We start from the raw sequence: 24,966 nt of genomic DNA, 5'->3' as shown, positions 1-24,966 counted from the left end.
AACCTAAGTGACTGGTTTTTCCTCTGGCGCAAGTTGCGTATGCTGAACAAAATACGTTTTAAAATGGAAGTTTTATGATCCTGATTATCTATGCTCATCCTTATCCCCGGCATTCTCATGCCAATCGGCGCTTACTCGAAGAGATTAACGATCTCCCTGATGTAAAAATCAGATCTCTCTACGATCTTTATCCGGACTTCAGCATTGACATCAAGGCTGAACAGGCGGCGGTTGAAGAGGCCGATCTGATTGTTTTCCAGCATCCCATGCAGTGGTATGGCTTGCCTCCCTTGATAAAACTGTGGATAGACAAGGTGCTGGAGCACGGCTGGGCCTATGGTCAGGACGGCGACGCGCTCAAGGACAAGGGGTGCCTGTGGGCGGTGACGACCGGCGGCAACGAAGCGCATTTCGAGCTGGGTCAATTCCCGAACTTTGCCGCGCTGGGTCAGCCTCTCGAGGCAACGGCGCTGTATTGCGGCATGAAGTGGCAGCCGTATTTCTCGCTGCACAATACCTTCACCTGCGATGAAGTAACGCTGAAAGCGGGCGCGCAGGCCTATCGCCAGCGTCTGATTGACTGGCAGACCGCGAATCCGGTACAGATCATGGAAGGGCAAGCCAATGGATAATCACAGCATGATGATTGAGGGGCTGATTTATCTCGGCTCTGCGGCGCTGTTCGGTTCCTATCGCCGTGCGTTTCGGACTCGGCTCCGTGCTGGGCTACCTGATTGCCGGCTGTATCATCGGCCCGTGGGGACTCAAGCTGGTCTCCGACGCCGAATCTATCTTGACCTTCGCCGAAATCGGCGTGGTGCTGATGCTGTTTATCATCGGCCTCGAACTTGACCCCAAACGCCTGTGGACTCTACGCGCCTCCGTGTTTGGCGGCGGCAGCATCCAGATGGTCGGCTGCGGGCTGGTGCTCAGCGCCTTCTGCGCCGCGCTCGGGCTGGACTGGAAGATTGCCCTGCTGATTGGTCTGACGTTGGCGCTGTCTTCCACCGCGATTGCCATGCAGGCCATGAGCGAACGCAGCCTGACGCCAACGCCTATCGGTCGCAGCACCTTCGCCGTGCTGCTGTTCCAGGATATCGCCGCTATCCCGCTGGTGGCGATGGTGCCGCTGCTTGCCAGTACCGGTGAGTCGACCACGCTGATGGCCTTTGGTCTTTCGGCCGCGAAAGTCGTGGGCGCGCTGGCGATGGTGATTCTGCTCGGCCGCTATGTCGCCCGTCCGGTGCTGCACTTTGTGGCCCGTTCCGGCATGCGCGAAGTGTTCAGCGCCGTGGCGCTGTTCCTGGTGTTTGGCTTCGGCATTCTGCTGGAAATGGCCGGGCTGTCTATGGCGATGGGCGCGTTTCTGGCGGGCGTTATGCTGGCAAGCTCTGAATACCGCCACGCGCTGGAAAGCGATATTCAACCCTTCAAAGGGTTGCTTCTGGGGCTGTTCTTTATCGGCGTCGGGATGTCTATCGACTTCGGCACGCTGATTCATCATCCGCTGCTGATTGCCGTATTGCTGTTTGGTTTTATGGTATTGAAGGCGGCGCTGCTGTGGATTGTGGCCCCGTGGCTCAATGTGCCTAAACGCCAGCGCGGCATGTTCGCCATTTTACTGGGGCAGGGCAGTGAGTTCGCCTTCGTTATCTTCAGTGCCGCGCAAACGGCGGGCGTGCTGCCAGCCGACTGGGCCAAGGCGCTGACGCTTGCGGTGGCGCTGTCGATGGCGGTGACGCCGGTGCTGCTGGTTATCGCGAGCCGTCTGGAGCGCAACGCGCCGAAAGACGATCGCCCGCAGGATATCATCGACGACGAACACGCCAGCGTGATCATTGCCGGTTTCGGCCGTTTCGGACAGATAGCCGGTCGTTTGCTGCTGGCCAACAATGTGCATACGGTGGTTCTGGATAACGACCCGGATCACATCGAAACCTTGCGCAAATTCGGCACCAAAGTGTTTTACGGTGATGCAACGCGCGCCGATCTGCTGGAATCCGCAGGCGCGGGTCAGGCCAAGGTGCTTATTAATGCTATCGACGACGTGGAAGCCAACCTCGAGTTGACCCGACTGGCGAAGGAGAACTTCCCGAACCTGAAAATCATCGCCCGTGCGCGTGACGTTGACCACTGGTATCAGCTGCGTCAGCTGGGCGTCGAGGCGCCGGAGCGTGAGCTGTTTGAAGGTTCGCTGCGCGTAGGACGTGAAACGCTGGAGATTCTTGGCCTGGATCCGTACGAAGCGCGTGAAAAAGCCGATCTGTTCAAACGCTACAACCTGAAAATGCTCGAAGCGACGCTCGAGAATTACGAGGATACCGAGTTCCGTCTGGCGTCTATCCAGCGTGCTCGCGATATGCTGTCTGCGGCCATCGAGCAGGATCAGGAACGTCTGGGCGAACAGCAGCAGAGCTGGCGCGGCAGTATCGACGGCAAAGCGCCTGAACACGAGGTAATCGAGGCCAAAGAGGGCTAACGCCTTTTGAAAGGTTTCAATAACAAAAAAGCGCATTCAGTGAATGCGCTTTTTTTATGGCGAAACGGCGGGCTTGAGAAAATCAGCTCAGCGCAACCTTGATGCCCAGCGCTATCAATACGCCGCCGAGCAGTTTATCGATAAGCTTCTGTGCCTTGGCCAGCCCGCGACGAACCGGACCGCTCTGGATAAGAATAACCAGCATCGGCCACCAGATAAGGGAGAGTCCGACGATAATCGAGGCATAACCCAGTTTCTCGCTCAGGGTCGAGTTAATCTGCAACACCTGAGTGAACATCGCCAGAAAGAACAGCGTCGCCTTCGGGTTCAGCAGGTTGCACAGATAGCCCTGCACAAACGCCTTGCGCAGCGTGACCTGCTGCGGGGCGATATTCTCGAGGTTCATCTTGCTGTTGGTACGGGAAAACAGCGCCTGAATGCCGACCCAGATAAGGTAGGCGGCACCCACGTATTTCAGCAGATCAAACAGCCACGGCGTCTGGGTTATGACAACTGCCAGACCGGCCACGCAGTAGGACATATGGGTGATAACGCCGCAGATAACGCCCGCAGAGGTCATCAATGCCGCCAGACGCGGATAGCGCGCGGCATTCTTGATAACCAGAAAGAAATCGGGGCCGGGGAGATCATCCCCAACGCGGCGATAGTGGCGACAAACAAGGAGGTTTCGAGCATTAAACTGACCGTCATCAAGGAGCAGGGAAAATTATGGCGGCATCATACGCCAACTGCCGATTTTTAACAGGGGCTGCGCGTAATGGCTTATTTCGTTTGTATACTTTCTCGACCAGAATGTATTGAACAGTTTACATGCGTGACAATCTGGCAGGACGCCCTAGCAGGATCCGCTGGTTATCGGTGTGAGAGTGATGCGTTGGCGCTTGCTCGCAGAGCCGCGTTGGTGCTTTGTGCTGACTAACTGCGCACCCGCTAAGAGGTCTCTTATATCTTTAGCGGAGTATCGACGGCGGAATGGGCTTTCCGTATAGTGTGGCTCTTTTCTGCCCCGACATAGAATGTGTTCCTGGTCTGCTGTATGTCGTCTGCCGGCGGAACCACGAATATGTTCTTATTAGCTCTTCACCAAAGGTTTCATGATGATTATCAGCCTGATCGCTGCAATGGCAGCGGATCGCGTTATTGGTATGGAAAATGCCATGCCCTGGCATTTACCGGCTGACCTGGCCTGGTTCAAGCGCAACACGCTGAACAAACCGGTTATTATGGGGCGCAGGACATTCGAGTCTATCGGCCGACCGTTGCCGGGCCGTCTTAACATTGTTATCAGCAGCCAGCCCGGAAATCACGAAGGCGTTACCTGGGTAACCTCCGTTGACGATGCGCTGCTCGCGGCCGGTCAGGTCGAAGAAGTGATGATCATTGGCGGTGGCCGTATCTATACTCAACTGCTGAGCCGCGCCAACCGTCTGTATCTGACCCATATCGATGCCGAAGTCGAAGGCGATACACAGTTCCCTGACTACGAGCCTGACGAATGGGAAAGCGTGTTCAGCGAATTCCACGATGCAGATGACGCCAATACGCACGGTTACTGCTTTGAAATCCTTGACCGTCGCGGCGAATAATCGCCTCTGACCCTCAAGCAAAAGGCACCCGGTGGGTGCCTTTTTTGTTTAGGACAGTAGAGAGATGCGAAGGGGGACACTACACCGCTTTCGGCACCGCCTCCTGTTCCCTGTCTTTCCTGCGGTTGGAAGGCTGGGTGAAATACGCCTTGTCTTCCCAGCGCAGCAGCGTCATCTCGCCGCCCCAGCAGCAGCCGGTATCCAGTCCGTAAACCCCTTCCGGCGTGCCTTTGCCCTCGAGCGAGGCCCAATGCCCGAAGATGATGCTGTAGCCTTCTTCGCGTACCAGACTCGGCACGTCGAACCACGGTTTCAGCGGACGCGGCGCATCTTCCGGCGCATCTTTGCAAATCATGTCCAGCTGGCCGTTCGGGAAGCAGTAACGCATGCGGGTGAGGGCATTGGTGCTGAAACGCAGACGCGCCAGCCCTGTCAGTTCTTCCGACCAGTTGTTCGGCATATCGCCGTACATGGCGTTGAGGAACAGCGGATAGCTGTCGCTGCACAGGATGGCCTCAACTTCACGGGCGCACATTTTTGCAGTTTCGACGTCCCATTGCGGCGTGATGCCGGCGTGACCCATGATTATCTTGTTCTCTTCATCGACCTGCAACACCGGCTGACGGCGAAGCCAGTTGATCAGCGTATCGGCATCTTCTGCCTCAAGCAGCGGCGTCAGCTTGTCCTTGGCTTTATTCGGCGTAATTCCGGCGTAAATGGCCAGCAGATGCAGGTCATGATTGCCCAGCACCATACGCACGGCATCGCCCAGTCCGCTGACAAAACGCAGAACCCCCAGCGAATCGGGACCGCGCGAGACAAGGTCCCCCGTGAGCCAGAGAATATCTTGTTCGGGGTTGAATTCCACCTGTGCCAGAAGCGCTTTAAGCTCGTCGAGACACCCGTGGATATCCCCGACTAAATATGTCGACATTTTACCTTCTTACGGAACGGCTTAGTTGATAAGCGTAGGGAGTGCGAGACGGAAAACGGGGATGGCGACACGGAAGGCTTCTCCGTTGTGATCGACCATCTCGTAGTGACCTTCCATCGTACCCATCGGCGTCTCGAGGATGGCACCGCTGGTGTAATGGAATTCGCCGCCGGGAACAATCAGCGGCTGTTCGCCAACGACGCCTTCGCCCTGAACTTCGGTCTTGTGGCCGTTACTGTTGGTAATCAACCAGTAACGGCGCAGCAGTTGTACGTTGAAGCGCCCGAGATTGCGGATAGTAATGGTATAGGCGAAAACATATCGCTGTTCTTCAGGTATCGACTGGGACTCGATGTAGATACTTTGGACCTGAATACTGACTCGCGGCGCATCAAGCATAGCGTGACTCCGGTTAAGGTTGCTGGTCGTTGTTGGGCTGCTCTTTACTCTGCTGTTCGTTGAGTTTACGCACTGAAAGCCAGTTTGCCAGTTTGCAATACTGTTCAACGGAGATGTTTTCGGCGCGCATCGACAGATCCAGACCCAGTTCGGTCATCTGTTCCGGAGTAAACAGGTGGCCCAGGCTGTTGCGAATGGTCTTGCGACGCTGGTTGAAAGCATCGGTGGTCAGACGCGCCAGAATGCGGATGTCGGAAACCGGATACGGAATTTCGGCGTGCGGCGTCAGGCGAACCACGGCGGAGTCGACTTTAGGTGCAGGCGTAAAGGATTCCGGCGGCACTTCCAGCACGGGAATAACGTTGCAGTAATACTGCGCCATCACGCTCAGACGCCCGTAGGCCTTGCTGTTCGGCCCCGCAACCAGACGGTTGACCACTTCTTTCTGCAACATGAAATGCATGTCGCTGATAGCGTTGGTGTAGGTGAACAGGTGGAACATCAGCGGCGTCGAGATGTTGTAAGGCAGGTTGCCGAACACACGCAGCGGCTGGCCCAGCTCCTGCGAAAGCTCGCCAAAGTTGACGGTCATGGCATCGGCCTGAATGATCCGCAGCTTGTTGCCGAGCTTTGGATTCACTTCGAGACGGGCCGCCAAATCGCGGTCAAGCTCGATGACGGTCATGCTGTCAAGACGTGCCGCGACAGGCTCGGTCAGCGCCGCCAGACCCGGACCGATTTCAACAACGGCCTGGCCGGGCAGGGGATGGATAGCGGAAACGATACTGTCGATGACAAACTGATCTTTTAAAAAGTTTTGTCCAAAACGTTTACGGGCGAAATGGCCTTGGTGGACTCGATTATTCATTGCTGTGTTTTATCACTACTGTTGTTGTCGGTGCTGACAGGGGTTGTCATGGCAGACAAGGTATTGTCATTACTGACTGAGGCCATGTTAATGGCAAGATTTAAGGCGGTAATAAAGCTGCCTACATCGGCTTTGCCGGTGGCAGCGAGATCCAGCGCGGTACCGTGATCCACCGAGGTGCGAATAAACGGCAACCCCAGGGTGATATTCACGGCTCGGCCGAATCCCTGATATTTTAACACCGGAAGGCCCTGATCGTGATACATGGCGAGCACGGCATCGGCATGTTGCAGATATTTCGGCTGAAAAAGGGTGTCAGCGGGCAACGGGCCAATCAGGTTGATGCCTTTTTCACGCAGGGTATCGAGCGCGGGCGTGATGGTGTCGATTTCTTCACGTCCCATATGACCGCCTTCACCCGCGTGGGGGTTGAGGCCGCACACGTAGATTTGCGGAGACGCGATACCGAATTTGGTTTTTAGGTCGTTATCAAGGATGGTGATGACTTCATGCAGGCTCTGCTGCGTGATGGCATCCGACACGTCTTTCAGCGGCAGATGCGTGGTGGCCAGCGCCACGCGAAGCTCTTCGGTTGCCAGCATCATGACTACCCGCTCGCAATGGCTGCGATCGGCAAAGAATTCGGTGTGTCCGGTAAACGCAATACCGGCATCGTTGATAATACTTTTCTGCACGGGGCCGGTGACCAACGCGGCAAACTCGCCGTTCATTGCACCATCGCAGGCGCGTGCCAGCGTTTCTACAACGTACGGGCCGTTCGCGACATTCAACTCACCCGGCGTCACCGACTCGGCAAGCTGGACGGGCAGTACGGTCAACGTACCGGCCGCCTGCGGTCTGGCCATGCCCGGACGATAGTCGAGCAGGCGAATAGGCAGACCCAGCGCCTTGGCGCGGGCAAGCAGCAAAGACGGACAGGCACAAACGACAAGCTCAACGGGCCAGTCCCGTTGAGCCAGTGCGAGGACTAAATCGGGTCCAACCCCGGCAGGTTCGCCGGGGGTAATGACCACGGATTGCGTCACGTAGGAATTATTGTCCATTGCCATCCAGAATCTTCACGTACGACTGGGCACGCTGTTCCTGCATCCAGGACTGTGCCTCTTCGGCAAATTTGCGGTTGAACAGCAGGCGGTAAGCCTTGTCCTTCTGCACGGCATCGGTTCTGTCGACCTGACGGGTGTCAAGCAACTGAATCAGGTGCCAGCCGAAGGAAGAGCGCACCGGTGCACTGATTTCGCCTTTCTTCAGTTTCAGCAGCGCATCGCGGAAGGCCGGGTCATACATGTCAGGTGAAGCCCAACCCAGATCACCACCCTGATTGGCAGAACCCGGATCCTGTGACAACTGCTTGGCTTCGTCGGCAAAGTTGGCGCGACCGCCACGGATTGCCGCGGCTACCTGTTGAAGTTTAGCCTGTGCCTGCGCATCTGTCAGAACCACGGAGGTTTTCAGCAGAATGTGGCGGGCATGGACTTCAGTCACGGAAACTTTCTGGTCAACGGCACGCATGTCGTTCACTTTCAGAATGTGGAAACCGACACCTGAACGGATTGGACCGACAACCTGGCCTTTCTTCGCGTTGGCCAGCGCCTGCGCAAACAGAGAAGGCAGACCCTGAAGTTTGCCCCAACCCATTTTACCGCCGTCCAGCGCGTGCGGGTCAGCAGAGTAGGTCATGGCGGTCTTGCCGAAGTCCGCGCCGTGGTTCAGATCGCTCACCAGTTTTTTCGCCAGCATTTCAGTCTGGTTGACCTGATCCTGCGTTGGATTCTGCGGCAGTGGCAGCAAAATGTTGCTCAGATTGTACTCGGCTTCATTACCGGTCTGGGCTGCGAGCTGTTTGGACAGCGCATCGACTTCCTGAGGCAGAATGGTCACGCGGCGACGAACTTCACCGTTACGCACTTCGGAAATCAGCATTTCCTTGCGGATCTGGGTGCGGTAGGTGTTGTAGTTCAGGCCTTCGTAAGCCAGACGGCTACGCAGTTGATCGACCGTCATGTTGTTTTGCTGGGCGATGTTGGCAATGGCCTTGTTGACGTCGTCGTCAGTCAGCGTGATGCCCATTTTGGTCGCCATCTGCAACTGGATGTTATCCATAATCAGACGATCGAGGATCTGGCGACGAAGGGTTGTCACATCGGGAAGCTGTTGCTTCGCTTCCTTGGCCTGCTGCTGCACGGACTGCAGCATGTCATTGACTTCGCTTTCCAGAACGACGCCGTTGTCCACAACGGCGGCGACTTTATCAACCTCTTGAGGTGCTGCGATCGCGGTGTTAGCACAAAGCACCACGCCGAGGAGAAGTGTTCTCCAGTTCTTCATACTTTTTCCATTTATTTAATCCGCAAATGCGGGTTCAAGTTTCAAGTCTACTGAATTCAACGTGCTACAGAACATCAGAAGGCACGTTGGTAAGGCAGTATGCCACTGGCCAACATTTCTTTCGTACCCAGGGTTTGATTGCTGCTTAGGCCACGAAGTTCAATGTTAAATGAAATACGGTTGTCATATTCACTGCCTGGATTTTCACGGGTGTAGTCCCATTCAGTGATTCGACGTTCGTACCCGAAGTTAACCGCCCAGCAACAGGTGCTGTATTGCACGCCCAGAAGCTGATCGGCCGTCTGCTTGGCCTTGGTGTCATAGTAGTAGGCGGCGACCACGGCCCAGCGGTCGGCAATCGGCCAGCTACCAATGATACCGGCCTGCGAAATACCCTGCTGATAACCCGGATTGGTCAGGTTAGGCAAGGTTGCCTTGATATATTCAGGGCTGGCATAACGGTAGCTCAACTGAATCATTTTTTCCGCTGCGGAACGGTATTCCAGCACGGCATCGCCAACGGCGAGGGAATCAAGACGCGCGTCGTACTGCAATCCACCGCGGAAAGCCAGCGTATCATTGATTTTATAGTAGGTGTCGCCCGCCCACACCATGCTGCCTGTGTCGTCGTTCTTGTCCAGCGTACTGTTCTCGTCGCCGGTACGCGGAGGCGTGAAGTAGTAAATCTGGCCCGCAGACACGTTGAAGCGCTCAACCAGGCTGTCATCGTAGATACGCGTCGTGACACCGGAGGCCAGCTGGTTGGCTGACGCGATACGGTCAAGGCCGCTATAGCTTTGATCGCGGAACAGGCCGGTGTAGTCGGTCTGCAGCAGCGTCGAGTCATACTGTTGCACGCCGCTCTGATCACGATAAGGAATATAGAGGTACTGCAAACGCGGTTCTAAAGTCTGCGTGTAGCCGGGGTTCCAGTCCATGGCGCGATCGAAGACCATTTTCGCGTCACTCTTGAACTCGGGCATCACACGGTTGTAGGAACTCTTGAGTCTGGAGTCCGGCACCAGATCATAATAGCTGTTCGGGATATCCTGCTCGTAGTGGGTCGCCATGAGCTTGACTTCGTTATCCCAGCTTCCCCAACGGTTGCTCAGCGGCAGATCAAGCTGCGGCGCGATGTGCCAGCGCGTCGCTTTCGGATACGCCGGATTGACGTTGGTGAATTTCGCTATCTGTCCGTAGGTGTGGAAATTAAACGGACCGAGATCGTCTTTATAGTAGTTCATGTCCAGCTGCGGCATGGCGCGATAGACATTGGTCGCCGACGACGTGGTCTGCGGGAAAATCTGGAACTGCTTGGTAGAAAGCGTCGCATCCCAGTTTTCGTCGGCATAACCTACGCTGAATTTCTGGGTCGCGTAGCCGTCGGTCGTCGATCCGAATTTGGAATCCAGATCGTTGAAGTAGTAAGGATCGCTGACCTTGGTGTAGTCGATGTTGAAACGCCACACCTGATCAAAGACGCCGTTATGATTCCAGTAGAACAGCCAGCGCTTGGTTTTGTCCACGCTCGGGTGATCGTCTTCGACCAGCTTGTCATTGGTCAGGAAGTCGAACTCCATCACACCGGCACCCGCAACGGTCAGGTAGCGGAATTCGTTCTGCAACTGGGTACCGCGCTTGCTCATGTAATGCGGCGTAATGGTCGCATCGTAGTTCGGCGCAATGTTCCAGTAATAAGGCAGCATCAGCTCGAAGCCGTTGTTGCTGCCGTATTTTGCATTCGGGATAAGGAAACCGGATCGACGACGATCGCCGATAGGAAGCTGCATATACGGGCTGTAGAACACAGGAACCGGACCGATATGGAAACGGGCATTCCAGATTTCGGCGACTTCTTCCTGACGGTCTTCGATGACCGTTGTACCGACAACGCTCCAGCTATTGTCACCCGGCAGACACGACGTAAAGGTACCGTTGTTCAAAATGGTGTAGCGGTTGTTGTCGCGCTGCTTCATGACATCCGCCGTACCACGACCCTGACGTCCTACCATCTGGTAGTCGCCTTTCTCGACGTCGGTATCTTTGGTATTCAGGTTCGAGAAAGCTTTGGGGCCTTTCAGTTTGACCTGATTGTCGAAGTACAGCACATCGCCCGTAGCCGTTACGGTTCGCAGTGGCGTAGGCTCGTTCGGATGGGTAATCTGATTCAGTTGAACCTGATCGGCTTTCAGGGAACTATTCCCCTGATCGACCGTCACATTACCGGAATACAACGCGCTATCGGGATAGTTACCCTGAAGATTGTCGGCTTGAATCTTGACAGGAAGGTCATTCGGATCGCCCTGTACCAGCGGTTTATCATAGGTCGGCACGCCGAGCATACACTGTTCAGCGAGATCGGCCAGAGCGCCCTGGCTATAGAGTGCCGTCCAAATCATTGTGGCCAGCAGGGTGGGGAAGCTTTTTTCATACGTCTATTTTTCATACGTAAAATGTGTGTTCCGTCATCAGAGGCGTCATGCCGGCAAACGGTCAGAGACTATCTTACTCATCATCGTTGCGCTAGTGTTAAATCCGCAGCGTTAACGCTGTCGCAGTTAGTCACGGCGGTAAATGCCGGTTATGATAAAGCAAATCTTACGCGACGGCATTGTGAATTGAGGAGTATATGCAGTATTGGGGAAAGCTGCTCGGACTTATATTGGGCTACATGTCCGGCATAGGCTTCTGGGGAATCGTATTGGGGTTACTGATTGGACACATGGTAGACAAGGCTCGCGCCGTGAGAAGCCGTGGGTTTTTCTCCGATCAGCAAACGCGTCAGACCATTTTTTTCCGCACCACCTTCGAGGTGATGGGACATTTAACCAAATCAAAAGGAAGAGTGACAGAAGCAGATATCCAGATTGCCAGCCTGTTTATGGACCGCATGCAGTTGCACGGCGCTCAGCGCGAATCGGCACAGCAGGCGTTTCGCATCGGCAAGGGCGGCAATTACCCGCTGCGCGAGAAGATGCGCGAGATGCGCAGCGTCTGTTTTGGACGATTTGACCTGATACGGACTTTTCTGGAAATCCAGATTCAGGCGGCGTATGCCGATGGTTCACTGCATCCGAATGAACGGCAGGTATTGTATGTCATCGCCGAAGAGCTGGGCATTTCACGCCATCAGTTCGACCAGTTCCTGAGCATGATGGAAGGCGGCCAGCATTTTGGCGGCAGCCAGCAGCAGGGCAACTATTCTCAGGGCAGCTATCAGCGCGCGCCGCATGGCCCGACGCTGGCCGATGCCTGCAAGGTGCTGGGCGTGTCGGCGACCGACGATGCCACCACCATCAAGCGCGCCTATCGCAAGCTGATGAGTGAGCACCATCCAGACAAACTGGTGGCAAAAGGCCTGCCGCCGGAGATGATGGAAATGGCCAAGCAGAAGGCGCAGGCGATTCAGGCTGCCTATGACCTTATCAAACGCGAGAAAGGGTTTAGATAACCTGCTGGCTTAAAAAACGTGGCTGTAAAAAAACGCCGTGACTCACATCACGGCGTTTTCTCTTTATAGGTAGGCATTAAAGACGCTATTGGCGGGCAGACGGCCTAAAAATCCGGATCGCAGCTAAACGTCATCGGCTCGTCGGTTATCGGGTGATAAATCGACAGCTCCTGCGCGTGCAGCTGCAGGCGCGGCGCCATGGCCAGCGCTTCGGGGTGGGCGTAAAACTTGTCGCCCAGAATCGGATGGCCCAATGCCAGCAGATGCACACGCAACTGGTGAGAACGGCCCGTCACCGGACGCAGTTTGACCCGCGTGGTGCCGTCTGCATCCCAGGAAAGCACTTCATATTGCGTCAGTGCTTTTTTACCCGTTTCGTGACACACCTTCTGCTTCGGTCGATTGGGGTAGTCGCAGATCAGCGGCAAATCGATAATGCCGTAATCTTCCGCCATGTGTCCCCAGACCCGCGCGATATAAGCTTTCTTGGTTTCGCGCTCGCGAAACTGGCGTTTCAGCTCGCGCTCTGCCTCTTTGGTCAGCGCCACGGCAATCACGCCGCTGGTCGACAAGTCCAGACGATGCACCGATTCGGCAATCGGGAAATCGCGCTGGATACGGGTCATCAGGCTATCATGATGCTCGGCGGCCTTGCCCGGTACGGAAAGCAGCCCGCTCGGCTTGTTCACCACCATCAGATGTTCATCCTGGAACAGCACCCGCAGCCACGGATCGGTCGGCGGATGGTAGTTTTCAAGCGGCAGAATGTTCGACGGTGGTGGCGTTATCATTGATGGCTCACCACGACCAGACGAATGGCATCGAGACGCCAGTTCGCATCATTCAGGCTGTTGAGTACCTGCTGACGGTTTGATTCCACCGACTCCAGCTCGTCATCACGAATATTCGGGTTGACCTCTTTCAACGCTTTCAGGCGTTCCAGTTCCTGCGTCAACTGCTGATCGGCTTCGAGCTTGGCCGCTTCGATAAGCGACTGCGCTTCCACCGCGACCAGCGGTTCGGCCTGTTGCAGCATCGCGTGAACGTCTTGCTGCACGGCATTGACCAGTTTGCTGGAGTTATGGCGGTTGATGGCGTTCAACTGACGGTTGAAGCTTTCGAACTCGACCTGCGCCGCCAGATTGGTGCCATTTTTATCCATCAGCATACGCACCGGCGTTGGCGGCAGGAAGCGGGTCAGTTGCAGATGCTTCGGCGCCTGACACTCCACCACATACAGCAGTTCAACCAGCAGCGTACCGACCGGCAACGCCTTGTTTTTCAGGATCGACACGGCACAGCTACCCGTATCGCCGGAAAGGATGAGATCCAGACCGTTGCGAATAATCGGGTGTTCCCAGCTGATAAACTGCGCGTCTTCACGCGACAGCGCCTGTTCGCGGTCGAAGGTGACGGTACAGCCATCCTGCGGCAGGCCGGGGAAATCCGGTACCAGCATGTGGTCAGATGGTGTCAGAACGATCAGGTTGTCACTGCGGTCTTCCTGATTGATACCCACGATATCAAACAGGTTGAGTGCGAAGTTCACCAGATTGACGTCGTTGTCTTGTTCGCCAATCGCGGTTGCCAGCGCCTGCGCCGGTTCGCCGCCGTTGGAGTGCATTTCAAGCAGGCGGTCACGGCCCTGCTCGAGCTGCTGCTTCAGCGCATCGTGCTGTTCGCGACAGGTCACGATAAATTCGTCGAGGCCTTCCTGCTCGGCAGGCGTGGCGAGGAAACCGATCAGCGCCTGATAGCTGCCGTCATAAATGGTGCGACCGGTCGGGCAGGTATGCTCGAACGCGTCCAGACCTTCATGGAACCAACGCAGAAGAATGGCCTGCGCGGTGTTTTCCAGATAAGGCACCATGATTTCGATGTCGTTTTGCTGGCCGATACGGTCCAGACGGCCGATACGCTGTTCAAGCAGATCGGGGTTGAACGGCAGGTCGAACATCACCATCTTGCTGGCAAACTGGAAGTTGCGGCCTTCGGAGCCGATTTCGGAACACAGCAGCACCTGCGCGCCGTCTTCTTCGGAAGCAAAGTAGGCGGCGGCGCGGTCGCGTTCGATAATCGACAGACCTTCGTGGAACACGGCGGCACGAATAGCCTCACGCTCGCGCAATACCTGCTCGAGCTGCAACGCCGTGGCGGCCTTGGCGCAGATAACCAGCACTTTCTTGTCGCGGTTGGCGGTCAGATAGCCCAGCAGCCACTCGACGCGAGGGTCAAAGTTCCACCAGGTCGCGTTGTCGCCTTCGAATTCCTGATAGATTTGCTCCGGGTACAGCATATCCAGCGCGCGCGCTTCCTGTGACTTCTTGCTGCCCATGATGCCCGAAACCTTAATGGCGGTCTGGTACTGGGTAGGCAGCGGCAGCTTGATGGACTGCAAATGGCGCTGCGGGAAGCCTTTTACGCCATTACGGGTGTTACGGAACAGCACGCGGCTGGTGCCGTGGCGGTCCATCAGCATCGCGACCAATTTTTTGGCGGCGTCTTCATCGCCCTTGTTGGCGGCCGTCAGCAGATTATCGACGTCGGCATTGCCCACGCGCTCGCCAAGCAGCGCCAAGGCGTCCGAGGTTAGCGGCTGCTTGTTGAGCAACAGGGTCACGGCGTCGGCGACAGGCTGATATTGCTGCTGTTCTTCGATAAATTCTTCGTAATCGTGGAAACGATCGGGATCCAGCAGGCGCAGACGGGCAAAGTGGCTTTCCTGACCCAGTTGCTCGGGGGTCGCGGTCAGCAGCAGCACGCTCGGGATAGTTTGCGAAAGCTGCTCGATAACCATGTATTCGCGGCTTGGCGCTTCTTCGCTCCATACGAGATGGTGCGCTTCGTCGACGACCAGCATGTCCCACTCGGCTTCGCCCAGCTCTTCCAGACGCTGCTTGTTGCGGCGCACGAAGTCCAGGGAACAGATAACCAGCTGCTCGGACTCGAACGGGTTGGTCGCGTCATGGCGAGATTCCGCATAACGGTCATCATCAAACAGAGAGAAACGCAGGTTGAAGCGGCGCAGCATCTCGACCAGCCACTGATGTTGCAGCGTCTCGGGCACCACGATAAGCACGCGTTCGGCGCGACCGGACAGCAGTTGCTGGTGGATAATCATCCCGGCTTCGATGGTTTTGCCCAGACCCACTTCATCGGCCAGCAGAACGCGTGGCGCATGACGCTGGCCTACTTCATAGGCGATGTGCAGCTGATGCGGTATCAGGCTCGCGCGCATACCGCGCAGACCGCCGAACTCCAGACGGAACTGTTCACGCTGATATTTACGCGCGCGAAAACGCAGGGCGAAACGGTCCATGCGATCGATTTGACCGGCAAACAGACGGTCCTGAGGTTTGCTGAAAGTCAGCTTGCTGTCGAGCAGCACCTCGCGCATCGTCACACCTTCTTCCTCGGTGTCCAGACGTGTCCCCACGTAGGTGAGCAGACCTTTGTCCTCAACGACTTCTTCAACTTTCAGCTGCCATCCCTCATGACTGCTGATGGTATCGCCCGGGTTAAACATCACGCGGGTGATGGGTGAATCATTTCTGGCATACAGGCGGTTTTCACCAGTAGCGGGGAAAAGCACGGTAACCATACGCGCATCGACCGCGACGATAGTACCTAAACCTAATTCGCTTTCCGTATCGCTGATCCAGCGTTGACCAAGTGTAAAGGGCATAATGTCTCTCTGTGTCTGACTGATTGGGGCCACCTTCGTCTAGCAGGTAATCGGGCCCTTACTGTTAGTACTTAAATTTATGTAATAGCGTTTCTGTCCCCGCCTAAAAGGCGTGGAGTCATTAATTTTGTGAGGTTAGACAAGAAATGGGAAAGGGCGCTATGTTAATTGAAGGTAGGCCGTTCGTCACCTGTCATTGCGCCTTCTGGTCAAAACAATCCCATTTGCCCCGTAATCAGTGTAGCAAAATCGTCATGCAGGAACGGTAAAATGCCGTCCGCGACCGGTTCCAGCTGCTTCTCGATATAGTGATCGTAATCGATGGGCGAAAGCCGATTTTCGAGCGGCTCCGGGCCTGACGTGGTCATCACATAGCTTATCCAGCCGCCGTTCTGGTACTGCAAGGCGCGGCCGTTCGCCTGATTGTACTCATCCGCGAGCCGTGCCGCGCGTACGTGGGGCGGCACATTGCGCTCGTATTCGGTAAGGCGGCGACGGAGGCGTTTGCGATAAATCAGCCGATCGTCAAATTCGCCGTTCATCGTGCGGATTACGTAGTCACGAATGTAGTCCTGATACGGCCGATGATGGAAAATGCGCTGATACAGTTCCTGCTGAAACGTCTGCGCCAGCGGCGTCCAGTCGGTTCTTACCGTCTCAAGCCCTTTATAGACGATATGCTCGCCGTCCTCCTTGACCACCAATCCGGCATAACGCTTCTTGCTGCCCTGATCGGAGCCACGAATCGTGGGCATTAAAAAGCGCTGATAGTGCGTTTCAAACTCCAGTTCAAGCGCACTTTGCAGACCATACTCCTGGTCGAGATGGGTCTTCCACCAGCGGTTGACCTTCTCCACCAGACGCCCGCCGATGTCGTTGGCTTCTTCTGGTTGGTGCGCCCGTTTGAGCCACACAAAGGTCGAGTCGGTATCGCCGTAGATAACGTCAAACCCTTCTTCTTCAATCAACTTGCGCGTCTGCTGCATGATGTCATGCCCGCGCAGGGTAATGGACGAAGCCAGCCTGGCGTCGAAAAAGCGGCAACTCGGTGTGCCCAGCACGCCATACAGCGCGTTCATGATAATCTTCAGTGCCTGCGAAAGCGGCTGATTTTTCTGCTGTTTGGCGGCTTCGCGGCCTTGCCAGATTTGGCGAACGATTTCGGGCAGACAATGCCGTGTTCGTGAAAAGTGGGCACCGCGATAGCCCGGAACGGACTGCGCCTCGTCGGGGTGCTCCAACCCTGTCACCAGCCCGACAGGGTCGATTAAAAAGGTACGGATAATCGACGGATACAGACTCTTGTAATCCAGCACCAGCACCGAATCATACAGGCCGGGACGAGAATCCATGACAAATCCGCCCGGACTGTTCTCTTCGGGGCGATCGCCGCGATTGGGTGCCACAAACCCGATACGGTGCATACGTGGCAGATAGAGATGAGTGAATGCCGCGACCGAGCCGCCGTTGCGATCCGCAGCCAGACCGGTCACTGACGCCCGCTCCAGCAGGAAGGCGAGCAACTCGGTTTTGGCGAATATGCGTGTCACCAGTTCGCAGTCTTTCAGGTTGTAACGGGCCAGCGCAGGCTTGTCCTGACGAAAGCGTTGCTCAATTTCTGCCAGACGCTGATAGGGGTTGTCAATCGCCTTTCCTTCGCCGAGCAGAGTTTGCGAGACGTATTCCAAACTGAAGGAGGAGAAGTTCCAGGTTGCCGATTTTAGTGCTTCAATGCCGTCGACTAACAGACGGCCCGCGGCCAGCGCGAAAAAGTGCCCCTGTTTGAAGCCGTGCTCTCGCCACTCCAGCGCACTGCCATCACGACCAAAGCGTAACGGAATCTTGTAACGGTCGGCGTGTTTCTGCAAAACGCGCAGATCAAATTGCACCACGCTCCAGCCAATGATCGCGTCAGGGTCATTACGTTCGAGCCATTCATTGAGCTTTTGCAGCAGCAGGGGGCGGCTGTCGACGTATTCCAGATTGAAGTCGCCGTGGCTGCCCGGTTTGCCATTTGCAGGCCCGAGCATGTAGACGTCACGCTGGCCACAGCCTTCAAGACCAATGCAGTAGAGTTCGCCGTTGCCGCTTGTTTCGATATCCAGCGAACACAGCTTTAGAGCAGGCCGGTAGTTTTCGGCAGGTTTCATCTTGCCGTTGACCAGCGTTCCGTCGGCGAGGGGGTGCCGGTGAACCAGACGGGCGCGGTTATGTAGCGCTCCATCAGAAAACGCTCCGGCGGGCGGATATCGGCTTCGTAGAGACTAAGACCCCCGTCTTTCAGCGTTTTTTCCATGCGCATGAGCTGGCGATGACTTTGGCAGTAAAGGCCTAAAACCGGACGCAGGCTGAAATCCTTGAGAGGTAACGGACGCAGACTATAATTTCTTTCGCCCGCCAGCAGCTTCTCGGCCGCAGACTGCTGCTCGATTGGCAGAAAGGCAACGGACTCCTGCGGCGGCAGGCGAACCTTTTGCGGGCCAGCGTCTGTCGCCAGCCAGAATTCGACCTCTGTCCCCTGCGGCGTATCGCGCCAGTGGCGGGTCAGTACGAATCCCTGACGTGGTTCAGGTTGCGGGGGCGTTGGGTCTGTGACGTGGTTGATAGCAGCCTCGATAACGGTTGGCTTTGCAGAATAACGGAAACGGAATAACAGCTAAAGCCTGACGCGAACCCGCAGAATGTCGCGGTGCGAATAAAAGTGGATGCACTAAATATAGCATGGTTATTTATACAGTTCGCGCTTTGATAGCGGCTTGCGAAACGAAGGTCGGCGCGGCAGGCGAATAAGATACGCATACAATTGGCGGGTTGACTCGTCTTTACCATTTACCGACAATTCGGGCTCTTTCATTTTTGCTTGAGCCATCAGGGATAATCCATTTGCTATCCTGATACCGTGTCATTCGTCTGTTGTGCATCGACAGTTTTAACCTTGAAAATATAAGGTTTACCGTGCTGTAAGCTGAGTGCGTACCTTTACTCTGGAATTATATGGAAGCCTATCTACAACATTTGGTCGCTCAGTCAGTGGGTTTCGCGCTTGCTCTTGTGTGTGTCGTCGCGTTTTTCGAATCGTTGGCGCTGGTGGGATTACTGCTGCCGGGTACGGTAATGATGGCGACGCTGGGCGCGCTGATCGGCAGTGGTCAGGTTGGGCTTTATGAAGCCTGGCTGGCGGCGGGCGTAGGATGTTTCCTTGGTGACTGGGCCTCCTATTTCATCGGCCGTGGTTTTAAGGAACCGCTGCACAACTGGTCGTTTTTAAAACGTTATCAGGCGTTGCTGGACAAAACCGGCAATGCGCTGGAAAAACACAGCTTCGCGACGGTCATTCTGGGCCGTTTTATCGGTCCTACGCGACCTTTGGTCCCGCTGGTGGCGGGCATGCTGAATCTGCCGCCGTACAAGTTCGCGCCGCCGAATATCGTAGGCTGCATTACCTGGCCGCCAGTCTATTTCCTGCCGGGCATTTTGGCCGGTGTAGCAATAGATATCCCGCACAGCAGTGACAGTACCCTGTTCAAATGGCTGCTGTTTACCACGGTAGTGCTGATTTGGTTAAGCGGGTGGCTGGTATGGCGCTGGGTGCGCTCGAGCAAGGCAAAAGCGGATGCCATGACGAAATGGCTACCGCTGGCAAGACTGCGCATAATAACGGCGATAAGCCTCGCCGCGACGGCATACAGTATTTTCATGCTGAGCAAGCAGCCGCTTATGCCAATCTACGCGCATCTGCTTCACCACGTCATCACCCGCTAACCCGCGTCGTCATTGACGCGATAGCTGCGTTGGCGGCATTCACTCGCCCGAATGACTAACTGATTGTTCGGGCTGCCTATTTCCGGTTGATCCCGAGTATGGCGGCTTCGGGGGCGGTGCCGTCGAGCAGGGCCTGAGTGGTGCCGTCATAATATACGCGGCCATCGACAATGAGCAGGGTGCGTTCGGCGATGCGGGCGGCATCGTCGAGGTTGTGGGAGACCATCAGCAAGGTGAGTTGCTGCTGTCTGCAGACATTGTCGAGCAGGGAGAGCATCTCGTTGCGCAGCGCAGGGTCCAGCGCCGAGAAGGGTTCGTCGAGTAACAGCACCGGTTGGCTGCGCAACAGGCAACGCGCCAACGCAACCCGCTGACGCTGGCCGCCCGAAAGCTGGGAAGGCAACCGGTCCAGATATTCCGCCAGTCCAACCTGTTCCGCAATCTGTTCAAGCCGCTGTTTCTGTTCTTTCGTGAGTTTAAGCCCCGGATGCAGCCCCAGCCCCATATTCTGTCGCACGGTCAGATGCGAGAACAAATTGTTCTCCTGAAACAACATCGACACGGGCCGTTTGGCGGGCGGCGTAAGGGTATGATCCTGCTGATTAATGACAATTTGTCCCATGCCCGGTGAAAGAAAACCGGCTATCAGACTCAGCAGCGTACTTTTACCCGCGCCGCTTGGGCCAAGAATGGCGACACGTTCCCCGGCGGCGATGCGCAGGTCGAAGCGCATGGGCAGATGTTCATATAAATAAGTGACTTTATTCAGTGTCAGCATGGCGACCCGGTAATCTTTCGATAAGCGTAAACAGCAGGAAACACAGGAAAAGCAACAGCATGGCGGTAACGGCACCTTGCTGGCTGCGGTATGACCCCATCTGCTGATAAAGATAGAACGGCAACGTGCGGAAGTTTTCGTTGCCGAAAAGGGCTATCACGCCGAAATCGCCCAGAGACAGCACGCAGGCAAAGGCCAGCGCCTGCGTCATGGGGCGTTTTAGCGCACTCAGCTCAATCCAGCGCAGCCGATGCCAGCCGCGCATATCCAGCGACAGGCACAGCAGCGAATAGCGCTCGGCCACGTCGCGCATCGGGTTTTCCAGCACTTTCAGCGCGTAGGGTATCGCCATCAGCGCGTTGGTGAGAATCACCAGCATCCACGGCGACTGCGGCAGTCCCAGGGTATCGCTGAGCAGCAAAAAGAAACCGGTCGCCAGCACGATGCCCGGCATGGCAAGGATAAGCATGCCGGAGAGTTCCAGCCCCTGGCCCCAGTTCTGCCGCTGGCGAAGACGCAGTTCACGACTGCTCCACAGCAGCATCATGGAAAGCAGCAGACAAAGTAATCCGCTGCCGAGCGCAAGCCGTACCGACATCCACAGCGCCTGCCACAGTGCCGTCTGGTGCAGCACGTCGAGCAGGGAGGGGTTGATGCCGCTCACGACGACGGCCGCCAGCGGCGGTAAAATAAGCAACAAGGCCAGCGCAATCAGCACGGCATCGAATATTTTGCGTAAAAGGGAATCGGCAGGATCGCGCCAGCGTTGGGCATGCGTATGGCCGACCGGCAGAGCCTGACCGAGTTTCTGGCTGAGTAGCACGAGGCCCAGACAGCACACCAGTTGAATCAGCGCCAGCAGCGCCGCGCGCCCGAGATCATAGTCATAACTGAGCGCCTGATAGATAGCGAGTTCGATAGTCGTGGCTTTCGGCCCACCTCCGAGTGAAAGCACGGTGGCGAAACTCGCGAAGCACAGCATGAAAATCAGCGCGCCGGCAGGCAGAATCTGCCTTCTCAAAGCGGGCCATTCAACAAAGCGGAACAGTTGCCTGCCGTTCATGCCAAGTTGCGCAGCGAGTTGGCGTTGCTCGATGGCAATATTTTCAAGAGATTGCAGTAAGAGTCGTGTTGCCAGCGGCAAATTGAAAAATACGTGGGCGAGCAGAATGCCCTGTAGGCCATAGGGTGAAAACTGATAATGCAGGCCGAGCGCGGCGCAGATCTGCGACATCCAGCCCTCGCGGCCATAGACGCCAAGGATGCCGAACACGGCGACTAATACGGGCAAGACCAGCGTCATGGCGCAGAGTCTGAGCAGCCACTCGCGGCCCGGAAAACGCCGTCGATACAGGCTGCGGGCGAGAAAAATGGCAGGCAGCACGGAACACAGCGCCGAAAGCAGCGCCTGCCAGAAAGTAAAACGGATCACGTGCCATAAGTAGCTGTCCTGCCAGACCGCGCCGGGCGACAGCGTGGGCGCGTGACGCAGCAGCGAGCCCAGCGCCAGAAAGGCGACCAGCAGGATGAGCGTTGCAGCAACGACGCCCGGCCAAAGCCAGGCGGGGATTAATGGCTGACGGCGTTTCTGCCATGCCTGAATCCATTTCGTGCGGTTCTCGGCGACCGTTTTGGCGCTGTATTGTAGAGAGATTTTCGGCACCGTGAGTTTGTCATAGCCTGCCGGTAATGCGGTGTTCACCACTGGATACATCCAGTTGCCGGCCGGAATCGCGTTCTGGAAGCCGGAGGTAGTAACAAATTTCATGAATTTGGCCGCCAGTTCAGGCTGTTTGCTGGCCGCGAGTTGGCCTGCCACTTCCACCTGCATATAGTGACCTTCGGAGAAATTCGCCGCTGCGTAGTTGTCTTTCTTCTCTTCAATGATGTGGTAGGCCGGTGACGTGGTGTAACTCAGCACCAGATCGCTTTCTCCTTTCAGGAAGAGACCATAGGCTTCGCTCCAGCCTTTTGTAACGGTAACGGTTTTCTTCGCCAGCTTCTGCCAGGCTTCGGGGGCCTTGTCGCCATAGACTTTCTGCATCCACAGCAGCAATCCCAGACCCGGCGTGCTGGTACGGGGATCTTCATAGATAATTTTCCACGGCTGTGGGCTATCCACCAACTCCTGAAGGCTCTTCGGCGGAGTCTTCAGCTTGTCCTTGTTATAGACGAAAGCAAAGTAGCCGTAGTCATAGGGCACAAAGGTGGTGTCAGTCCAGCCGCCCGGAATGGCGAGCGTCGTCTTATTGACGGCAGGTTTGGCGAAAAGCCCGGTCTGTTCGGCGGCTTGCAGCAGGTTGTTGTCCAGTCCGACCACCACATCGGCCGGGCTGTTTTTTCCTTCCATGCGCAGGCGGTTAAGCAGCGAGACGCCGTCTTCCAGCGGCACATATTTCAGCTCGCAGCCGCAGTCGGCTTCAAAGGCTTTTTTGATGGCAGGGCCCGGGCCCCAGTCGGCAGAGAAGGAGTCATAGGTATACACGGTCAGAACCGGCTTGGCGGCCAATGCGGGCGCCGAGACAATCAACAGGCAGGGCAGTAATTTTTTAAACACTTTGCACTCCAACTTTTACCTTGAAAAGGATAGGCGTGGCAAAGGAGTTTGAGTCAGCAAGGTACTCTCTCAAATCCCTTCGCCGGTATTAACCGGATCAGGTTCGACGGGTTTTTTCTCAGCCTTCCAACCCCTATGCCTTGGCACGTCGAGTCAGTCAGCACCCCGTTGAGAACGCCATTATTGTAGAGATTAAGTCGCAGCGTTGAAAGCAGGTTTATGCATCCGGAGGCGCAAACCAGGCAGATTTAAAGTCAAACCAGCCAAGGGTGTTCATTCTGACTCCGCGCATGCTTCGCTGACCTTGCAGTAACAGCCAATGATGGAAAAGAGGGTGTATATAACCGCCGTTGACCAGCTTTTGCGTCCATTCCGCCAGCGGTAACGCCCCGCTGCGCCACAAGGCTGCCGCGTTGTGAAGCTTGTCGCCCAGACAATATTGCATCAGCGGCAGCTCATACAGCGTGGCAAACAGGGAAAACTCGACCGGCAGGGTGAAGTTGGCGCTGCCGAGCCAGATATCGCTGGTCGCCTCGCCTTTATGCCAGCGGGCATAATCCACGATCTGTACATTCAGTTTAACACCGTGTTCGGCAAGCAGCGGGGTCATGGCCTGACAGATGTCCTGATACTCAGAGTGATCGCTGTAAAACGTGATGGTAATTTCATGAAGAGGAACAGGTTTAGGTTTCTGTACCTGCGGACGGCGATGGTGCCAGCGCGGCAGCAGGCCATAGGCGGGAGACCAGTAACGCTGGTAGGCGGGCGCAGAGGCGTTGAGCAGGGCGATAGGATTGAAGATTTCACACAGCCACTCGCGAAGCTCCGCATTGTTGCCCACCGCCGAACGCTGGTCAAACAGCACGAAATAGCAGCCCTCTTCAAGCCGACTTTCCAGCTCGTCGTTGTCGGTATCGTCGGCTTGAAGCTGCACGCCCGAGTGCACCAGATCTTCGGTCAGTTCTGGCAGCACCCAGATATTCACCTCGTCAATCAGGGCGCGGTATCCAAAATAGTCATCGAAGGCGCGGATTTTTAACTGCGTTGGCTGATTATGCACTACGGCATAGGGGCCGGTGCCGACGGGATGGCGGGCGAAATCGGGCAGCGTTTGCCACTCCTGCGGCAGAACAAGCGCATGAACGCTGCCGAGCAGCCACGGCAGCCAGTTGTCCGGCGTATGCAGATGAATGTCGATCACGTTGGCGGTCGGCGTATTCACCGACGCGACGTGCGCAAACAGCGGATGCGCTTTCAATCGCACAAAGGTGCCTATCACGTCGGCCATTTCCAATTCCCGACCATGATGGAAATGAATAGCGGGACGCAGATAAAAACGCCAGTGCAGCGGTGTAATGACCTGCCAATGGTGCGCCAAATCGCCACGCAGTTCCCCATTTTCCTCTTTTATGCCGACTAGCCCGCTAAAAATCTGTTTGGCGAGATGCGTCTCGGAACGGCGAAGCGGGGTGCCCGGCAGCAGATTGAACAGCGAGCGATAATAGAGCACACGAAGCAGGTGTTTGCCCTGACGAAAGCGGCGGCCCAGCTGGGACAGCAGCATCTGGCGCACCACGGTTTTATCGCCGACCAGTTGCACCAGTTGATCCACCCGATCCTGCTCGATAAGCTCTTCGGCACGTAGGCGCTGGATGGCCAGACCGGTCAGCAGGAAGGTCAGTCGCGAACGTTTGCCTCTGCCGACTTCGGCTTCCCATTTCAGCCAACCTTCACGCTGCATGCTGGCGAGCAGCGATCGCACATGTCTGCGCGAGCAGGTCAGCACTTCCGACAGCGCCTGTAGCGTGGTTTCGGTAGGCTCGCCCCGGCAATATTGCCAGAGACGTAAGAACTGGTGCTGTAGACGCGGTGAGGTCATAAAAGAGGAACTCCGAAGCGTAAAGCCATCAATTTATCTTTCCTCATATTATGCGCATAATTTCCGACATCAAGCGGTTCTGCCAATCGGTGAGGGAGTTTCTCCAGGGCTTTGGCCGTCACGGTTCTACCGCGACGCTGTCCTTACCTGCAAAGTCAGGGCGACATCGGCGTAACGATTTTCTGAGTAATGGTGAAATGTCGCCAGCCAGTGAGGCA

General features: G+C 56.1%; 14 protein-coding genes, 5 pseudogenes and 1 riboswitch. Of the genes and pseudogenes, 5 read left to right on the top strand and 14 right to left on the bottom strand.

What is annotated here, in order from left to right:
- The first annotated feature begins 74 nt into the window (after window positions 1-74).
- Both kefF and kefC read left to right on the top strand, forming a co-directional pair.
- The gene (kefF, locus tag O1V66_RS14580; RefSeq protein WP_045048456.1) at window positions 75-632 is read left to right on the top strand and encodes a glutathione-regulated potassium-efflux system oxidoreductase KefF; all 558 of its coding nucleotides are present in this window, start codon (window positions 75-77) and stop codon (window positions 630-632) included.
- Window positions 625-2,479, top strand: a pseudogene (gene kefC / locus O1V66_RS14575) (glutathione-regulated potassium-efflux system protein KefC). Before kefF ends, kefC begins: the two are co-directional and overlap by 8 nt.
- An 82-nt stretch (window positions 2,480-2,561) precedes the next feature.
- On the opposite strand, the pseudogene O1V66_RS14570 reads toward kefC, so the two are convergent.
- Window positions 2,562-3,175, bottom strand: a pseudogene (locus O1V66_RS14570) (LysE family translocator).
- Between the two features lie 422 nt (window positions 3,176-3,597).
- On the opposite strand from O1V66_RS14570, the gene folA reads away from it, so the two are divergent.
- On the top strand, window positions 3,598-4,086 hold the full coding sequence (folA, locus tag O1V66_RS14565) for a type 3 dihydrofolate reductase (RefSeq protein WP_045048459.1): 489 nt from the start codon (window positions 3,598-3,600) through the stop codon (window positions 4,084-4,086).
- A gap of 79 nt (window positions 4,087-4,165) precedes the next feature.
- Here the strand turns inward: folA and apaH are convergent, their stop codons facing one another.
- The 6 genes and pseudogenes from apaH to lptD form a co-directional block, all read right to left on the bottom strand.
- Entirely contained in the window at window positions 4,166-5,020 is an 855-nt protein-coding gene (apaH, locus tag O1V66_RS14560) for a bis(5'-nucleosyl)-tetraphosphatase (symmetrical) ApaH (RefSeq protein WP_045048460.1), read from the bottom strand.
- A gap of 21 nt (window positions 5,021-5,041) precedes the next feature.
- Complete coding sequence (gene apaG, locus O1V66_RS14555) at window positions 5,042-5,419, bottom strand: Co2+/Mg2+ efflux protein ApaG (RefSeq protein ID WP_045048461.1); 378 nt, start codon at window positions 5,417-5,419, stop codon at window positions 5,042-5,044.
- 13 nt (window positions 5,420-5,432) lie between these two features.
- On the bottom strand, window positions 5,433-6,287 hold the full coding sequence (rsmA, locus tag O1V66_RS14550) for a 16S rRNA (adenine(1518)-N(6)/adenine(1519)-N(6))-dimethyltransferase RsmA (RefSeq protein WP_045048462.1): 855 nt from the start codon (window positions 6,285-6,287) through the stop codon (window positions 5,433-5,435).
- A 65-nt stretch (window positions 6,288-6,352) separates the two neighbouring features.
- Window positions 6,353-7,351, bottom strand: a pseudogene (gene pdxA, locus O1V66_RS14545) (4-hydroxythreonine-4-phosphate dehydrogenase PdxA); the annotation flags it as partial.
- Complete coding sequence (gene surA / locus O1V66_RS14540; RefSeq protein WP_045048463.1) at window positions 7,341-8,636, bottom strand: peptidylprolyl isomerase SurA; 1,296 nt, start codon at window positions 8,634-8,636, stop codon at window positions 7,341-7,343. The pseudogene pdxA and the gene surA, both read right to left, overlap by 11 nt.
- A 74-nt stretch (window positions 8,637-8,710) precedes the next feature.
- Complete coding sequence (lptD, locus tag O1V66_RS14535) at window positions 8,711-11,035, bottom strand: LPS assembly protein LptD (protein ID WP_269127844.1); 2,325 nt, start codon at window positions 11,033-11,035, stop codon at window positions 8,711-8,713.
- A 230-nt stretch (window positions 11,036-11,265) separates the two neighbouring features.
- Between lptD and djlA the strand changes: the two genes are divergently transcribed.
- Window positions 11,266-12,087 carry a co-chaperone DjlA gene (gene djlA / locus O1V66_RS14530; protein ID WP_045048465.1) on the top strand — a complete coding sequence of 274 codons (822 nt, stop codon included), beginning with the start codon at window positions 11,266-11,268 and terminating at the stop codon, window positions 12,085-12,087.
- Between the two features lie 104 nt (window positions 12,088-12,191).
- Here the strand turns inward: djlA and rluA are convergent, their stop codons facing one another.
- From rluA to O1V66_RS14515, 3 genes and pseudogenes are all read right to left on the bottom strand, one after another.
- The gene (gene rluA / locus O1V66_RS14525) at window positions 12,192-12,878 is read right to left on the bottom strand and encodes a bifunctional tRNA pseudouridine(32) synthase/23S rRNA pseudouridine(746) synthase RluA (protein ID WP_045048466.1); all 687 of its coding nucleotides are present in this window, start codon (window positions 12,876-12,878) and stop codon (window positions 12,192-12,194) included.
- Window positions 12,875-15,772, bottom strand: coding sequence for an RNA polymerase-associated protein RapA (gene rapA, locus O1V66_RS14520; protein ID WP_045048467.1), 2,898 nt, complete (start codon window positions 15,770-15,772; stop codon window positions 12,875-12,877). The genes rluA and rapA overlap by 4 nt, the downstream gene beginning before the upstream one ends.
- 209 nt (window positions 15,773-15,981) lie before the next feature.
- Window positions 15,982-18,377: pseudogene (locus O1V66_RS14515) on the bottom strand (DNA polymerase II).
- Between the two features lie 389 nt (window positions 18,378-18,766).
- On the opposite strand from O1V66_RS14515, the gene O1V66_RS14510 reads away from it, so the two are divergent.
- Window positions 18,767-19,534, top strand: a complete 768-nt coding sequence (locus tag O1V66_RS14510) for a DedA family protein (protein WP_045048469.1) — start codon at window positions 18,767-18,769, stop codon at window positions 19,532-19,534.
- Window positions 19,535-19,610: 76 nt separating this feature from the next.
- Here the strand turns inward: O1V66_RS14510 and thiQ are convergent, their stop codons facing one another.
- The 4 genes and pseudogenes from thiQ to sgrR form a co-directional block, all read right to left on the bottom strand.
- A complete protein-coding gene (gene thiQ / locus O1V66_RS14505) occupies window positions 19,611-20,312 on the bottom strand; it encodes a thiamine ABC transporter ATP-binding protein ThiQ (protein ID WP_045048470.1) in 702 nt (233 codons plus the stop codon).
- Window positions 20,296-21,915 (bottom strand): thiamine/thiamine pyrophosphate ABC transporter permease ThiP, encoded by a 1,620-nt coding sequence (gene thiP / locus O1V66_RS14500; protein WP_269128361.1) that lies wholly within the window; start codon window positions 21,913-21,915, stop codon window positions 20,296-20,298. Before thiP ends, thiQ begins: the two co-directional genes overlap by 17 nt.
- A pseudogene (gene thiB / locus O1V66_RS14495) lies at window positions 21,910-22,869 on the bottom strand (thiamine ABC transporter substrate binding subunit); the annotation flags it as partial. The gene thiP and the pseudogene thiB, both read right to left, overlap by 6 nt.
- 56 nt (window positions 22,870-22,925) lie before the next feature.
- Window positions 22,926-23,047, bottom strand: a riboswitch (TPP riboswitch).
- Between the two features lie 39 nt (window positions 23,048-23,086).
- Window positions 23,087-24,748 (bottom strand): HTH-type transcriptional regulator SgrR, encoded by a 1,662-nt coding sequence (gene sgrR / locus O1V66_RS14490; RefSeq protein ID WP_045048472.1) that lies wholly within the window; start codon window positions 24,746-24,748, stop codon window positions 23,087-23,089.
- Window positions 24,749-24,966 lie beyond the last annotated feature (218 nt).

It is taken from the genome of Rouxiella chamberiensis (genome assembly GCF_026967475.1).
GTDB classification, from domain to species: Bacteria; Pseudomonadota; Gammaproteobacteria; order Enterobacterales; family Enterobacteriaceae; genus Rouxiella; species Rouxiella chamberiensis.
This window is presented reverse-complemented; position numbering and strand designations above follow the sequence as displayed.

Coding starts and splice junctions, on each gene's coding strand:
- folA (WP_045048459.1), top strand. CDS start 3,598: ATGATTATCAGCCTGATCGCTGCAATGGCAGCGGATCGCGTTATTGGT.
- djlA (WP_045048465.1), top strand. CDS start 11,266: ATGCAGTATTGGGGAAAGCTGCTCGGACTTATATTGGGCTACATGTCC.
- lptD (WP_269127844.1), bottom strand. CDS start 11,035: ATGATTTGGACGGCACTCTATAGCCAGGGCGCTCTGGCCGATCTCGCT.
- surA (WP_045048463.1), bottom strand. CDS start 8,636: ATGAAGAACTGGAGAACACTTCTCCTCGGCGTGGTGCTTTGTGCTAAC.
- sgrR (WP_045048472.1), bottom strand. CDS start 24,748: ATGACCTCACCGCGTCTACAGCACCAGTTCTTACGTCTCTGGCAATAT.
- apaG (WP_045048461.1), bottom strand. CDS start 5,419: ATGCTTGATGCGCCGCGAGTCAGTATTCAGGTCCAAAGTATCTACATC.
- thiQ (WP_045048470.1), bottom strand. CDS start 20,312: ATGCTGACACTGAATAAAGTCACTTATTTATATGAACATCTGCCCATG.
- kefF (WP_045048456.1), top strand. CDS start 75: ATGATCCTGATTATCTATGCTCATCCTTATCCCCGGCATTCTCATGCC.
- O1V66_RS14510 (WP_045048469.1), top strand. CDS start 18,767: ATGGAAGCCTATCTACAACATTTGGTCGCTCAGTCAGTGGGTTTCGCG.
- apaH (WP_045048460.1), bottom strand. CDS start 5,020: ATGTCGACATATTTAGTCGGGGATATCCACGGGTGTCTCGACGAGCTT.
- rapA (WP_045048467.1), bottom strand. CDS start 15,772: ATGCCCTTTACACTTGGTCAACGCTGGATCAGCGATACGGAAAGCGAA.
- rluA (WP_045048466.1), bottom strand. CDS start 12,878: ATGATAACGCCACCACCGTCGAACATTCTGCCGCTTGAAAACTACCAT.
- rsmA (WP_045048462.1), bottom strand. CDS start 6,287: ATGAATAATCGAGTCCACCAAGGCCATTTCGCCCGTAAACGTTTTGGA.